Consider the following 14,659-nt stretch of genomic DNA (forward strand, 5'->3'; position numbering starts at 1 on the left):
GAAAACTGGAAAACTGGAAAACTGGAAAACTGGAAAACTGGAAAACTGGAAAACTGGAAAACTGGAAAACTGGAAAACTGGAAAACTGGAAAACTGGAAAACTGGAAAACTGGAAAACTGTTTATCTCTTTTAACGCTTTTATATATAAATTACCTTATTTTTAGCATTCGTCAAGATCAATAACTTAGGTCAAATTTTTAAAACTTTCTTATTCATTAGGGCGTGTCCTCATTTGAAGAATTGTTTTTAAATACTTAAAATCCACCTTTAAGCTCTTTTCATTTCTATATTTTTTCAATGGCACGTACTCTTCTCACCGATGATATTTGGCAGAAAATTCAAGATACTATGCGATTACACAGTTGTTACAGTTCAAAAAACAGTAGAAATATCATGGAAGCTATCTTATGGAAACTACGTACGGGTGCGACATGGCGTGATATTCCTCAAGAACTTTGCCCCTGGCAAACTGCTTACAATCGCTTTAATCGCTGGGCAAGTAAGGGATTATGGGATAAATTTTTTTTAGATTACGAGGCATTCTGGATCAGGAATAGGATTCATCGATGGAAGCTACATACGCGTGCATCAACATGCAAGTGGAGCTCGGCATGATTTCGAAAGAGCAATTCGACAATCACGCGGTGGACGAACAACAAAAATACATCTTGCAACCGACGCGAATGGATTACCGATTGATTTTAAAATCACTGGGGGTGACGTCCACGACAGTCAAGTTGCAAAACAACTGATTGATATTGTAGGCTAGGCAACTTATCTCATTGCTGACAAGGGGTATGATGGCTGAGCATATTAGAATATGTGATATGTGCCAAGAACAAGAATATGATACCCATTATTCCATTGAAATCTTTAAATCAATTGCTTATTTCACCAACTAAAGCCCAGTCACACCCGACTGGACTTTTTCATGATTCTTCACGTTCCACGACTATGATTCAACCCATGTTTTACAAATTTAATAGATCTACTCAACAATTTAATCCGCTGATAAATGAAAAAAGGAAGCCATCGCTTCCTTTTTTCAGTTCAATATAAATTTAGATGCCGTATTTCACACGGTAAGCTTCCATTTTCGCCAAGGCTTCGCTTTCACCTTTGGCATCTAGATAATTCATTAAATCTTTCATGGTAATTAAGGCATGTACAGGAATTTCCAATTCTTTTTGCACTTCCTGAATCGCGGATAATTCACCCTGACCTTTTTCCTGACGGTCTAAAGCTACCAATACACCTGCAATTTGTGCACCTGCATTTTTTAGAATCGTGACCACTTCACGGATCGCTGTTCCTGCGGTAATCACATCATCAATGATCCAGACCTTTTTGCCTGCAACCGACGCACCAACCAATACACCACCTTCACCGTGGTCTTTGGCTTCTTTACGGTTAAAGCCCCATGGCACACTCACACCATGATTTTGCGACAATGCTACAGCCGTTGCTGCCACAAAAGGAATGCCTTTATATGCAGGGCCAAACACCACTTCAACATGATCACACTGGGTTAATTTATCTGCATAACCAGAAGCCAACAGTGATAAAGCCTCACCATCATTCAATAAACCTGCATTAAAAAAATAAGGACTCACTCGACCTGATTTTAAAGTAAACTCACCAAATTTAAGCACACCACGTGATAAAGCGAGTTCGATAAATGCTTGTGGGTTAAATTGAGCTGGCGTTGACATGAGGTGCTCCGAAATTCATACATTGAGGTTATGACTGCGCATGATACCAAAGAGTAGCTACCCAAGTGATCAAAAAATTTTACGAGTGGTTTCAATTAACGTAAATGGCTTACGTTCATCCGTAACCAAAGGCTTATTGGAATGGTTAGAACAGTCCGATGCCGATGTGGTGTGTATGCAAGAAAGCCGCATCACCCATGCCCAATGGACGGATAAATTTAAACCAGAAGGCTGGTATACGCATTTATTCCCTGCGGAACGTGCAGGTTATGCAGGCACAGCGATTTATAGCCGTTTACCCTTTGTGTCTGTAACAGATGGTTTAGGCTTTGAACTGGCCGACTCTCAAGGGCGCTTTATCAGTGCGGAATTTGATTTAGGCTTAGATCACCCCGTACATATTTGCTCTTTGTATCTACCTTCAGGTTCATCAGGTGATGAAGCTCAGGCACGCAAAGATCATTTTTTAGAAAATTATCAAACAATTCTCAAGCAATGGCGTGCTGAAAATAAATCGATCATTGTGTGTGGTGACTACAATATTGTGCATAAGCGCATTGATATTAAAAACTGGTCAGGCAATCAAAAATCTTCGGGCTGCTTACCGCATGAACGTGCTTGGCTCGATCATATTTATGATGAACTCGGTTATGTCGATACCTTCCGCGAAGTTCGTAAAGAAGCTGAACTTTATTCTTGGTGGTCGAATCGTGGACAAGCCCGTGCCAAGAACGTGGGTTGGCGTATTGATTACCAAGCCTGTTCACCCGACTGGAAGTCACGCACAGTCAATGCTTGGGTGTATAAAGATGAATGGTTTAGCGACCATGCACCCGTCATTATTGACTATCAAATTTAATGAATTGGCTGATTTGAGTGAACAAATGTTCACTCAATATTATCTTTTTGCTCACAGCACATGACGTATTTGTGGTCTTTTTATCCTCGGTCAGAAACGGCATCATAGCGGCACGGCACAGGGACATGTCAGGATGACAGCAAAGGGATAGGAAGCCGTAGGATGGAATAAAACACAACTCGTTTTGAGTTTGTTTTCAAGGATGTGACAATGGACGTTGTAATGAGACCCGCATAATCAGGATGATTAAATGCGGGTTTTCTCTTTTTTATTGCTTATTTTTATTTAAGCGCTGATGTTCTGATTGTTTTAAGATTCTTGTTCTTCATGAACATAGCATGCCAAGTTTAGATTGCAATTCGATGACAATCCCCATGACATCAGCATCTTTCGCCTAATTTTCCTGCAATGCTAGAGAAAGCTAATTTTTTTGTTTACCCTATGCTCAATTATTATCTTCGGGAATTTATTCTGCATGCTTAAAATTTATGGCATTAAAAACTGTAGCTCTATGAAAAAAGCCTTTGATTTATTGACCGAACTGGGCTTGGCCTATGAATTTCATGATTATAAAAAACAAGGGATTGATGCCGAAACGCTTAAAGTCTGGTTGAAACACGTCGGACAAGAGCTTATCTTAAATAAGAAAGGCACCACTTGGCGTAAACTCAGCGAAGCAGAACAACAACATGCTCTGGCTTCCCAAGACCAATTAATCGAAACTCTGATGGCACAGCCGAGTTTAATCAAACGTCCGGTTTTACAAACCGCACAAGGCTATATCGTCGGTTTTGATGAAGCTGCTTATCGAGCAATTTCGGCTTAAAGCCCCAATTTTGACCATAAAAAAGCCTGATCATCTATCAGGCTTTTTCCACATTGCTTTACTGCTTTAGTTAACGCGAACCCAAGTTTGGTTACGCCCTAATACAGCTACACCCAAATAACCACGAAGCTCAAGCTTTTTGCCACCTGAAGTCAATTCACCTTTCAAGCTATAGGTTTTGCCATTTTTTGGGTCTAAAATCGTACCCTCATCATATTTTGTGCCACCAGCATTTTTCAGACCACGAACAATGGTGAGACCTTTCAGTGATTTGTTGTGATATGGACCTTCGCACTTACTACAAGCATTTTCTTCACCTGGCGTCAAAATACTTTGAATACTGGCAGTCAAAACACCATTTTTTTGCTCAGTAAATTTCACAACCGCACGCGGTTGTTTGGTTTTATCATCAATCGTTTTCCAAACTGTACCATTTAACGGATCAGCCGCATTGGCAAGTACGGTAAATCCGAGCAATCCTAATGCAAGTGCAATCTTTTTCATTTTTGTTGATTTCCCTAGTCTGTTCTGTAGACGTCTTCAGTATTGTAAAGCCACAACAAATTTGCAATTCTTGAATGTGACTGTTTAGTGTACCCTTGTAATTATTGTGGGTAAATAGACCACTATTTAGGCATAATTTATAACAAAATGGAACAACCATGAAGATTTCAGCACCGTGGAAACAATTCATTACAGAAAGCCTTTTAAAAACGACCATCCGCACGCCGAGCCAATATAATCTTCCCCCGAATCTACTGCGACATGGTTTAGAACAACTCTGTAAAATTTTTCCAACTCAGGCAGATGTTCAAATTCGCCCTTTACGTTTAGGGCAATTGAATGCTGAGGAGCTCAAACCGCAACAGGAATCGACCCAGCTCATCTTGCATATTCATGGGGGCGTTTTTTTTCTCGGCTCCCTTAAAACGCATCGTGCATTTTTAAGCCAGATCGCGGCCCGTACCCAAATGCAGGTGTTGCATGTCGATTATCCGCTCTCACCAGAGCATCCCTTCCCTGAAGCAATTGATGCTTTATTTGACATGTATTTAAATTTGCTCGATCAGGGTATTCTCCCCAAAGATATTATTTTATCGGGGGATTCTTGCGGCGCAAACCTCGCAGTTGCTTTGGCCATTAAAATCCGCCAAGCACAACTCGAACAGGTCAGTGGCTTAATTTTGCTTTCCCCCTTTTTAGATCTAACACTAACCAGTGAATCTCTGCGTTTTAACCAAAAACATGATGCGTTGCTCTCGATAGAGGCCTTAGAAGCGGGCATTGATTACTATGTACCTGCGGGCATTGATCGTGGTGATCCGCGCGTCTCACCGTTATTTGATGATTTAACGGGCTTGCCACCTACACTGGTTCAGGTCGGTTCTAAAGAAATTTTAATGGATGATGGACAACGCTTTCAACAGCAAGCCGAAGCAGCAGGTGTTGATGTAGAATTTAAAATTTATACGGGGATGTGGCACAATTTCCAAATGTTCAGCGCTTGGTTTGCAGAAGCACAGCAGGCTTTAGCCGATTTAGCCGCATTCGCGCACCGCTTAGATAAAAACTAAAATGCCATAAAAAAGGTCAGCAGATGCTGACCTTTTTATTTCTAATTCTTCAAACTTAGATAAGTTTGACCTGCGCCAAAGCGGCTTCAATGGCTTTATTTTTCAGCTCTTCACCCATATTTACGCCTTCGGCACGGACCACATCAACCTGTTCAACACCCGTAAAGTTGAATACGGTTTTCAAGAAACCTTCTTGGAAATCCGCAGGACTGTTGTCACCATAAACACCACCACGGCTGCTGGCAATATACACTTGTTTATTACCTGCCAAACCTACAGGACCATTTTCAGTGTATTTAAAGGTTTTGCCTGCAACACTAATGCGATCAATCCATGCTTTCAAAGTTGAAGCCAAGCCAAAATTGTACATGGCTGCACCCACCACAACTACGTCTGCTGCTAAATACTGCTGGATGATCTGTTCGCCTAAGACTGCTTGCTCAGCATTTTGACCCATTAAGATTTCCGCAGTTAAATGTGGAATCGGCTGTGCTGCCAAGTCCAAATACTCAACTTGCACATTGCCATGTTTCGCTTGTAATTGCTCAACAATCGCTTGGCTCAACTGGCGAGAAACCGACGTTGTACCTAAAATACTTGAGTCGATATGTAAAACTTTCATGATGCCACCTTAATCTTTAATCTTTTGGAATAGGCTAAGTTTAGGTCATCTATAAAAATAGAATAATTATCTCAGTTAATACACTATGTTCTATTTTTAGAACATATTTAAATCACAGCAAAAAGGGAAATGTAAAGCAATCGATAGATTGTTTAAAATTTATGCTATTGTTAGCAAAAACAATTCTCGCTTTAGAACAACAAAGGAACTGTTGATGTCGAGGGAATAAAAAGCAATGACGACAAAATCATCTTCCCCATCTATTGCATCGCTTCCACATAAACTCAAGAAAATTGTGCTTGAATATGGGGTGATCATGAACTGGAATACATTGAATAAATGTATTCTGATGTTAATTTTAGGTTGTTTAACCCACCTGATTTGGATGCTCTGGAAAATCTTTATTTGGCTTAGTCCTAGCCTATGGAGCATGACCAATTTAGTCCTGATTAAACAGCAGATTATATTAAATCTGGTGTTTATTGCAGTGCTCAGTGGCCTGATTTATCCTTGCGTTTACTGGCAGCACAAAGCTTGGGTCAAGCGCTTTGTTCCTTATATTGCAGTGTGGTGTTTTATTACCTCTTTATGCCGAGATGCGTATCTGATTGGTACACTCAGCCCTGCAACCTTAAGCTCCTATGTCAGTTTGCTCACCGTAGGTTTGGTCTTATTACCGCGTTCAATTGTTTATAGTGCATTAATCCCTTCAACTTTATATTTATTTGTCTGTGGTTATTTGAGTTTGCATGGCATCTTGCCTTATGCCCCCATTTTCAATTTACCCAATGATGCCTACGCCAATTCATTTTGGGTTGGGAGCATGCTGTATTTCATTACCCCTGTGGTCATGATTTGTCTGATCTTATTTGAAATTTTACTTAGCCAATGGCGCAATCGCGAACAGCTGATTCAACAACTCAGCAGAATTGATCCGCTAACCAACACCTATAATCGACGCAGTTTGAATCAATATTTAGAGCACATCCAGCGTAAGAGAAATCAAAATTATGCCTTGGTCTTGCTTGATCTGGATCATTTTAAGTCGATTAATGACTGCCATGGGCACCATAAAGGCGATGAAGCCTTGATTCTGGTCGGGCAATTGCTCAAGCAGCATTTACGTGAGAGCGATATCGTGGGACGTTTTGGCGGAGAAGAGTTTTTATTACTGCTGTATCACACTACGCTCGAACAGGCGCACCACACGGCGGAACGCTGTCGTGCTGCAATTGAACATTTAGAATTGTGGGATGATGATGGCAGCCGTATTGCACTGACTGCCAGTTTTGGCATTTCAACCGCACAATTCCCTTTAACGCCCTTTCAGTTACTGACCCAAGCCGATAAAGCCCTATACTCAGCCAAAGCATCTGGACGTAATCAGGTGCATATTTTCCAAGCACAAACGGAAAATGCGGTGCCCGCAAACTAATTTCTAGTTTTAACTTACTCAGCTTCGGTTTGATAGGCTTCTAAATAATTGACCCAACGCCCTTCCACCATCGCCGCTTCAACCCAAGCCTGCACCGCAGGATGTTGCAACATGTTTTGCATATAACGCTGACTCGATGCGGACACGGGCAAAGCATAAGTTTTAAATCGCATCACGATGGGCGCATAAAATGCATCGGCAATACTGAATGCCCCACATAGGAAAGCATCAGGATCGGGACGCTCTGCCCAAATCTGCTCAATGCGTGCTACATCCTGTCTTAACTCGCTATCTTCAGCCCAAAGCCGTTGACCCACTTCAGCTAATTGCGCCCGAATATTCATGCCACATAAGGTTCTTAATTGGCTAAAGCCACTGTGCATTTCCGCACTAATACTTCTGGCTCTGGCACATTGTGCTTGATCCTTGGGCCAAAGCGCATACTCAGGATATTGCTCTGCCAGATATTCACAAATCGCCAAAGAATCCCAAATTTTTAAATCTTGATCGACCAAAATCGGGACTTTGGCATTGTCAGAAATCGCTGATAGCTTTTGCTTAAATGTTCCAATCGAGCGTTCGCGATCAAAATAAATCACGTGCTCTTGAAAAGGAATTTCAAAGGCTTTGAGCACCAACCAAGGACGCATCGACCAGCTAGAATAATTTTTATTGGCAATATAAAGCTCTAACATGATTAAGGCCCTCGATCTTGTCCGAATTGTTTTAATTGTTGCAATAGCTCAGCTTCGCTAAATGCTCCTGTTAAACGGAGTCCGCGAACTTCCTGTTGTTGAGGGGTTAAAAATAAATAGGTCGGTGGACCTAAAATATCCCATTGATTTAATAATTGTTGATGACTGGCATCGTAATGACTTAAATCCAACTTAATCAATGTGTATGGACTGAGTGCTTGCTGGACTTGGGCTGATTTTAAAATGCGATGCTCAATCGGCTGACATGCCACGCACCAATCCGCATAAACATCAATCACAATAGCGCGATCTTTCGGGGCTTGTGCCAAAATTTGCTGAAACTCTGCGGCGGTTTTCGCCACATGCCACTGCATCTGTTGCTGCCCCTGTTTTACAAAGAAACGCTGGCTTTGTTGATACTGGCTATAAAGCACATAAGGCACCACCAACAGCAAAATCACGAGATACAATGGGCGTAAAGGCGATTGTTGCCATAGGGCACGATACAGCGCATAAGCGATAAAGCTAAGACTTAGCAGCAGACTTAAACCCTGCATCCAGCCTTCTGAGAGTAATGGGCGAATAAAATAAAGCGCTAAGGCCAACATCAGAAAGGCAAATAACACCTTAATCTGGTTCATCCATAAGCCTGCTTTCGGCAAGGCTTTTGCCCCAAGAATACTGGCCAACAACAGGGGCAAGCCCATACCAAAACCCAATGTGAACAACAGTAAAGCACCTTGCCACTGATTCTGGGTTTGAGAAATAAATAATAAAGCGCCTGCCAATGGCGCCGTCATACAAGGGCCAACCAGCAAAGCTGAAATCATGCCCATAACAGCCGCGCCAATCAGGCTACCGCCTTTCTGCATCGACTGCCAATGATCTAAACGATGCACCACCGCATGTGGCAAACGTAATTCGAATAGTCCAAATAAATTGAGCGCAAACACCACAAACAACAAACTAAATGCAATTAAAGTTGAGGGCTGTTGTAACCAACGCTGAAAGTTCAAGCCTGCCGAAGAGGCGACCAAGCCCAACACGGCATAGACCATCGCCATACTGCACACAAAGACCAAAGCAATCATCCACGCTTTGACCCCGCGACGATCACGTACAATCAAGGAGCTGAGAATTGGGATCATGGGTAAAGAACATGGGGTAAAGGCCAACAAAATACCCAAGCCTAAAAACAGCAATAAGCCGTAAATCGGTGAGCGCTGTGCCAATTGTGTAGACCAATGTTGATCTTGTGCGGTTTGTTGTACAGGCGTTGAAAGGTTCTGGTCTAAGGTATCTGAATTTTCAGCAGAAAGCGCATTGCTATTTGCGCTTAAATCTAACAGCCGTTTGGGAGCAACCGTTTGATTCTGTAAGGCCACTAAACCATCTGCATCCGTTTTAAATTCAATGGTTTGTGGTGGATAACAAATACGGTCTTTGGCACAACCTTGCCAAGTTACTTGATAACTCTGTGATGCTTGCGTTGCCACCTTAAATTGCACTTGTTGATAATAGACTTGGGTTTGACCATAGTTATCATCATGCAAATCTTGTGCAGGTGGCAATGTTAATGGCAAGGCTTGCTGACCTTGACGCACCTCAAATTTGTGCTGATACAGATAATAATGTTCGGGGATATTCCAATGTAACTGCACTTCCTGTGCAGAAACTGATTCTATTTGGATTGGAAAAGCCTCTTCGGCTGATAACAACGACGACTGTGCATGCAATAGTGTCGTACAGAAGAGTAAAAGACTACTACAGAGTAAGAGCATACTGCGTACATAAGATTTTGAAAGCAGCAGAGACTTTTCCATAAACAAGAGTGGCACCGCCTTAGAATAAGTATGAAACGCCTAGACCTGATTGATAACCTTTATCGTCACCACTGAGTACCACGCCAACACTGGCATCGAACTGAGTACGCTCATTCAATGCATAAATGACCCCTGAACCCAATGAGTACTCATAATCTTGGCTTTCCGCTTTGCGATAAACCAATTCAGAAAAACCAGACCATTTATCAGCAAGCTTATAGCCAATGGTCGGGATTGCCGTCACAGCCCAATCGCCATTTTGAACTTCATAGCGCATGGTAATCGACGTATCGACCAAATCGCTTTGCTTATAAGAAACGGCAGTGGCCAAGGCATAAATATCATCTTCTGCGGTAAAACCATCGTTACCAGTTGCCAACACCGCTTCCAAAAGCACAGCCATGGTCAAGTTGTCATCGTTCAAATCAATCGCACTTTTTAAACCAATGCTCACATCACCTAAACCGTCTTCATCAACAGTTTTACCCGCTTGCTTGACTTGGCTCCATGACGGCCCCTGCCAACCCAGTTGTAATTCTAAGTTATGCGCAATCCCCGTACGAAGTAGCATATCAGCATTCAGCGTGGTCGTTTTTTGCTGCACACCATTTATGGTACTTTCTTCATAGTTGGCACTTGGTAAACCTTGCTCCCAAGCCAGTTGGCCAACAGGAGTAATCCCTGTTCCAAAACCAGAACCTGGACGATCAAAAGAGAAGTCTGCCGCAAAAACTGGCGATGCCGCCGCAAGCATTAGTGCCAAGACACCATATTGTTGTAAATTTTTCATAATTTGCCTCGGTGATTAAGCCAATTCTTTCGACATTTTTGCACCCTGACTACGTAACAACTCTAGGGTTTCACGTTCTTCAGGCAAGGCTTCACTCCAATTAATTTCATCAAAGTCGCAATCAAAAAATAAATCACTAATTGAAGATAAAATCGTCAGTCCTTGCTCATCACGGCTATTCGGGTCAACCTTAATCGCCAACAAGCGCTGCACGGCAGGTACACATGCTGAACTTGCTGCGTCCCAAAGTGGGCCATACAACTCTTCGCTATCCCATAAATGAAAATTGGCTTTGGCTTGAATTAAGGCTTCCAAAATGTCCAAATGAACGGCTAATTCTTGCTGTTTTTGTTGGTCGCTGAGCCCTTTCCCTGCTTCATAGGCTTCGCTGACATGTTCCCACCATTGAAATAAACCATCCGACCACACTGAAACAGCAGGCCCTTTTTCAGCATCAATAAAGTTTGGATCTAAACCATCAGCCAAAAGACGTTGTACTTGTGGCAGGTCTAATTCTTCTATCGCCTGCACAAAGACTTGTTGTTGTGCTGTTAACATGGAACATTCTCTTTCATTAGTTTCAGAATATTATGCCGAATTCTCGGTCTTTTGTTTTATGTAAATGTATATCTAAAGTTTTTAATTCATATAAAAAAAGCCCCGCAGGGCTTTTTTTCCATTTTTGGCTCAATCAGAGCGCTTAATCTTCTTCATCATCAATCACATCTTTGTCTCCATCAGCATCTGCATATTCTAATGGCCCACCTCGGGGATTTTCTCTTTTTTCAAACACATGCTCAAGACTGCGTTTCAAACGATCCATAGCGCCATGAAAGGCGGTATCTACGTTATGAGCTTTATGATTCACAACCACAGGTTTTAATCCTGCTGGACGTGCTTCAATCATACATTTAATGTCATCATCGCCGCCTTTTACGCCATTTTCATCGCTTAAATGCACTGAAAAATGGGTAATACGTTCACTATGACGTTGAAATTCTTGATTCAGTTCTGCACGCACATAACTAATTAAACGATCATTATTTTGAATGTTTTTATCTGTACGGATTTCAATGTTCATAATCTCATCCTCTTTATTTATCTGAATCTTTTTTGTGCAAAACTTTTCTATCTTGGCACGCTTGTAGCTTGCTGTTTACGCAGCATTCGAACATCTTTAATCAATTTTGGAACCAACCTCCTCATTGAAATGATGAACACTTTTGAGTCTGCAGAATCGTGTCCTTGTCCTTTGAATATCGGGCTTAACTCAAAAATATGCAAGTGCTATTTTAAAAAAATTATCAAAAGGATAACCAATTGTGACAACTCCTTACTTGCGTGGTCAAGAACTCATCAACTCGATACGTAGCACCCCTTATTCCCGTGATTTAATTGGCTATCATGGTCAAATTCCTCATGCCGCATGGCCAAATCAGGCTCGTATTGCAGTGCAGTTCGTACTGAATTATGAAGAAGGTGGAGAAAACCACATTGAGCATGGAGATGCGGGTTCAGAACAGTTTTTATCAGAAATTTTTGGCGCTGCCAGCTTCCCTGATAAACATATGTCGATGGATTCGATGTATGAATATGGTTCTCGGGCAGGGTTCTGGCGTATTCATGAAGAATTTCAGCGTCGTCAGCTTCCCATGAGCATTTTTGGTGTGGGCATGGCGCTCATTCGCAATCCTTATGTCGTCGAGGCGATTCAATCAGCGCAGTATGATGTGGTCTCGCATGGGCAACGCTGGTTACATTATCAATATATGGATGCCGCCACTGAACGTCAGCATATGGATCAAGCCATTAGTGTTTTGGAAACCTTATTTGGCTACGCACCTCTCGGTTGGTATACCGGACGAGATAGCCCTCGAACACGACAATTACTGGCTGAGTTTCCGCAAATCCAGTACGACTGTGATTACTATGGTGACGATTTACCTTTTTGGACCACACTGACCAATACCGAAGGTGAAGGTCGTCCACATTTGATTATTCCTTATACGCTGGATAGCAATGATATGAAATTCAGCGCTGCCAATGGTTTTAGCACCAGTGACCAATTTTTCCAGTATTTAAAAGATGCTTTTGATGTTTTATATGCTGAGGGGGAGCAGCGTCCTAAAATGCTCTCGATTGGCATGCATTGTCGATTGCTTGGTCGTCCAGGGCGCTTTAAAGCCTTACAAAAATTTCTAGATTATATTCAATCACATGAGCAGGTCTGGATTTGCCGTCGCGGTGATATTGCGCAACATTGGTATCAACAACATCCACCGACGACATAAAGACAGCACAACCACTGGTAATTTTTCAACTGCCCGACACCAACATATATGAACTGAGCGTAAATTCATTTGGGTATAGGGCATTTGCTTAAACTAGGCGGTATTCATAAGTTGTATTGCGTAATCGATCCATAACGGTTTTTTCATCCGTGAGCAATTGAATACCGCTCAACGTCTAAAAATGACACGATGCTTATCTATTTTCACACGCGACCCAAAGCTCCCCATAATTGACCATATGGTTAATTATTTATCACAGAATTAGTGCAAATATTTGTTGCATATCATTTTTATATTGATGAATTAATAATCGATAAATTTAAATCATATTTTTACGGCATAAAAAAACCAATAAGACATACACCTCTTGGTAAAATTATCAATGTTTTCAATAACATTGACTATCTTTTTCCAAGCTATTTTTCAATGGCATATTTTTTAAATTATTGGTCAAATTTGGCTTTATTTTTGCTAAAGAATCTGTATCCTTTATACGCTTTCTCGGGGGAGATATTTTTAATGAAACTGACTCAAATTGCGGCAACGTGTGCATTGGCTACTGCAGCGACTTTTTCTCAAGCAGCGCCAATCTGGCAAGATTTTAGTATCACAGGTTTATATGGTGAAGATTACCAACTGATTGCTCGTGAAGACAAGCAAAGCACGGTAACTTTTGAATACACAGCAAAATTACAATACGGTGATTTTTTCGCCTTTGCTGACCGCACCAATAACGATGTGAGTGGCAACGAAACTTATTTCGAAGTTTCACCGCGTTTGAGCCTCGGTGCAATCTCTGGTCAAAAACTTGAGCTTGGACCAATTAAAGATGTATTGGTTGCAACCACTTGGGAAGGTGGCGAAGGCTTCAATAACTACCTATATGGTATTGGTGTAGATCTAGCGATTCCATATTTCCAATATGCGCAAGTCAACCTTTACAAAGCCGACAATGATTTGCAAAAAGATGACTACCAAATGACTTTGGTGTATGGCGTGCCGTTTAAAGTCGGTTCAGAAGACTTCCTGGTGGATGGTTTCTTGGACTGGTCAACTGCTGAAAAAGGTGACCACGCGAGTGAAATGAACTGGACCACGCAGTGGAAATGGAATGTCGGTAAACACATTTCTCCAAACACACGTTTATACCTCGGTACTGAATGGTCAGTATGGAACAACAAATACGGTATTTCAGGTAAAGATGAAAATAACGTCAGTGCCTTAATTAAATACCATTTCTAAGGGTTTAATGGGCGTTAAAAAAGCAAGACATCGGTCTTGCTTTTTTTATGGCTAAATGAAGAGTCCCACCATTTAAATTAAGCGTTTTGGACGTAAATTATCTGCAATGAGACTGATCACCGCATGATTCTGTTGCATGGCATTCCGATAAAAGCTTTTTAATTGGGTCAGCAATAAGGTCAATTCCGCTTGATCCAATTGAGCCGTATTATCCCCCAATAACTGGGCAACATCGGAAGTATGGCGGTGTTGCAGACAATATTTTTGCAAATCTTCTGTACTGATTTGTTCGAGTGCCCGCGTTAATTCCATCACATGAACCGCAGGGTTATAACGTGCAACAGGTTTTAATTTTGGATGTTCTGACATGGGATATTCAGCATAAATTAAATCATGCAAACTCAAACTTGCCGAACTATGCTGACTCAAGACCTGATCCAACACTGGCCACAGTTTCCCCAAATCAATTTGTTGCTGTAAGTTGGGTGCATGTTCTATATCTTGCATGCTGTAGGCATCGAGCATCAAATTTTCTAAATCATTCGGGGCAATGCTAAAAAGAAACGCGTCCATGATGAGCTCTCCTTCTTATACTTATTAAAATTAGCTTAGCTCGATTTACGTGGTAAAACACTCGGTAAAATGTGTCAATTCAACAGTAGTTTGTAACTTTAAAATCAACAGCTTTAATCTCGATTTATCGTATTCAAACCCCTCTGTAGATTATGACCATTTCTCTAACAGCATTTGGATATGCCAACTCATGCTGTTTGCCGTAGAATAATCCTG

General features: G+C 41.5%; 15 protein-coding genes and 1 pseudogene. 7 read left to right on the forward strand and 9 right to left on the reverse strand.

The window, feature by feature from the left end:
• Positions 1–298: 298 nt before the first annotated feature.
• Positions 299–767 (forward strand): annotated as a pseudogene (locus tag E0H87_RS14940) (IS5 family transposase); the annotation flags it as partial.
• A gap of 295 nt (positions 768–1,062) precedes the next feature.
• On the opposite strand, the gene pyrE reads toward E0H87_RS14940, so the two are convergent.
• A complete protein-coding gene (gene pyrE / locus E0H87_RS14950; protein ID WP_131324326.1) occupies positions 1,063–1,713 on the reverse strand; it encodes an orotate phosphoribosyltransferase in 651 nt (216 codons plus the stop codon).
• Between the two features lie 40 nt (positions 1,714–1,753).
• Here pyrE and E0H87_RS14955 point away from each other — a divergent pair, with 40 nt between their 5' ends.
• Both E0H87_RS14955 and E0H87_RS14960 read left to right on the forward strand, forming a co-directional pair.
• Positions 1,754–2,572 (forward strand): exodeoxyribonuclease III, encoded by an 819-nt coding sequence (locus E0H87_RS14955; RefSeq protein WP_131324327.1) that lies wholly within the window; start codon positions 1,754–1,756, stop codon positions 2,570–2,572.
• 475 nt (positions 2,573–3,047) lie between these two features.
• Positions 3,048–3,398 carry an arsenate reductase gene (locus E0H87_RS14960; protein WP_131324328.1) on the forward strand — a complete coding sequence of 117 codons (351 nt, stop codon included), beginning with the start codon at positions 3,048–3,050 and terminating at the stop codon, positions 3,396–3,398.
• Positions 3,399–3,464: 66 nt separating this feature from the next.
• Here E0H87_RS14960 and E0H87_RS14965 read toward each other — a convergent pair whose 3' ends face one another.
• Positions 3,465–3,902, reverse strand: coding sequence for a DUF2147 domain-containing protein (locus E0H87_RS14965; protein WP_116759144.1), 438 nt, complete (start codon positions 3,900–3,902; stop codon positions 3,465–3,467).
• 158 nt (positions 3,903–4,060) lie between these two features.
• On the opposite strand from E0H87_RS14965, the gene E0H87_RS14970 reads away from it, so the two are divergent.
• Positions 4,061–4,972: an alpha/beta hydrolase gene (locus E0H87_RS14970; RefSeq protein WP_131324329.1), complete on the forward strand. Its 912-nt coding sequence runs from the start codon at positions 4,061–4,063 to the stop codon at positions 4,970–4,972.
• A 55-nt stretch (positions 4,973–5,027) separates the two neighbouring features.
• On the opposite strand, the gene E0H87_RS14975 is transcribed toward E0H87_RS14970, so the two are convergent.
• On the reverse strand, positions 5,028–5,594 hold the full coding sequence (locus tag E0H87_RS14975; protein WP_131324330.1) for an FMN-dependent NADH-azoreductase: 567 nt from the start codon (positions 5,592–5,594) through the stop codon (positions 5,028–5,030).
• Between the two features lie 235 nt (positions 5,595–5,829).
• Here E0H87_RS14975 and E0H87_RS14980 point away from each other — a divergent pair, with 235 nt between their 5' ends.
• Positions 5,830–7,029 carry a GGDEF domain-containing protein gene (locus E0H87_RS14980; RefSeq protein ID WP_165493980.1) on the forward strand — a complete coding sequence of 400 codons (1,200 nt, stop codon included), beginning with the start codon at positions 5,830–5,832 and terminating at the stop codon, positions 7,027–7,029.
• Between the two features lie 14 nt (positions 7,030–7,043).
• On the opposite strand, the gene E0H87_RS14985 is transcribed toward E0H87_RS14980, so the two are convergent.
• The 5 genes from E0H87_RS14985 to E0H87_RS15005 form a co-directional block, all read right to left on the reverse strand.
• A complete protein-coding gene (locus E0H87_RS14985; RefSeq protein WP_131324331.1) occupies positions 7,044–7,724 on the reverse strand; it encodes a glutathione S-transferase family protein in 681 nt (226 codons plus the stop codon).
• A 2-nt stretch (positions 7,725–7,726) separates the two neighbouring features.
• Positions 7,727–9,505: a protein-disulfide reductase DsbD gene (gene dsbD / locus E0H87_RS14990; protein WP_227547376.1), complete on the reverse strand. Its 1,779-nt coding sequence runs from the start codon at positions 9,503–9,505 to the stop codon at positions 7,727–7,729.
• A 61-nt stretch (positions 9,506–9,566) separates the two neighbouring features.
• Positions 9,567–10,337, reverse strand: coding sequence for a transporter (locus E0H87_RS14995; protein ID WP_131324333.1), 771 nt, complete (start codon positions 10,335–10,337; stop codon positions 9,567–9,569).
• A 15-nt stretch (positions 10,338–10,352) separates the two neighbouring features.
• A complete protein-coding gene (locus E0H87_RS15000; protein ID WP_131324334.1) occupies positions 10,353–10,895 on the reverse strand; it encodes an ankyrin repeat domain-containing protein in 543 nt (180 codons plus the stop codon).
• 142 nt (positions 10,896–11,037) lie between these two features.
• Entirely contained in the window at positions 11,038–11,418 is a 381-nt protein-coding gene (locus E0H87_RS15005) for an HPF/RaiA family ribosome-associated protein (protein ID WP_131324335.1), read from the reverse strand.
• Positions 11,419–11,659: 241 nt separating this feature from the next.
• Here E0H87_RS15005 and puuE point away from each other — a divergent pair, with 241 nt between their 5' ends.
• Positions 11,660–12,628, forward strand: a complete 969-nt coding sequence (gene puuE, locus E0H87_RS15010; RefSeq protein ID WP_131324336.1) for an allantoinase PuuE — start codon at positions 11,660–11,662, stop codon at positions 12,626–12,628.
• 519 nt (positions 12,629–13,147) lie between these two features.
• Complete coding sequence (locus E0H87_RS15015) at positions 13,148–13,870, forward strand: outer membrane protein OmpK (protein WP_131324337.1); 723 nt, start codon at positions 13,148–13,150, stop codon at positions 13,868–13,870.
• 72 nt (positions 13,871–13,942) lie between these two features.
• Here the strand turns inward: E0H87_RS15015 and E0H87_RS15020 are convergent, their stop codons facing one another.
• Complete coding sequence (locus tag E0H87_RS15020; protein WP_131324338.1) at positions 13,943–14,443, reverse strand: DUF1877 family protein; 501 nt, start codon at positions 14,441–14,443, stop codon at positions 13,943–13,945.
• Positions 14,444–14,659 lie beyond the last annotated feature (216 nt).

Source organism: Acinetobacter sp. ANC 4178, from assembly GCF_004331175.1.
Classification (GTDB): domain Bacteria; phylum Pseudomonadota; class Gammaproteobacteria; order Pseudomonadales; family Moraxellaceae; genus Acinetobacter.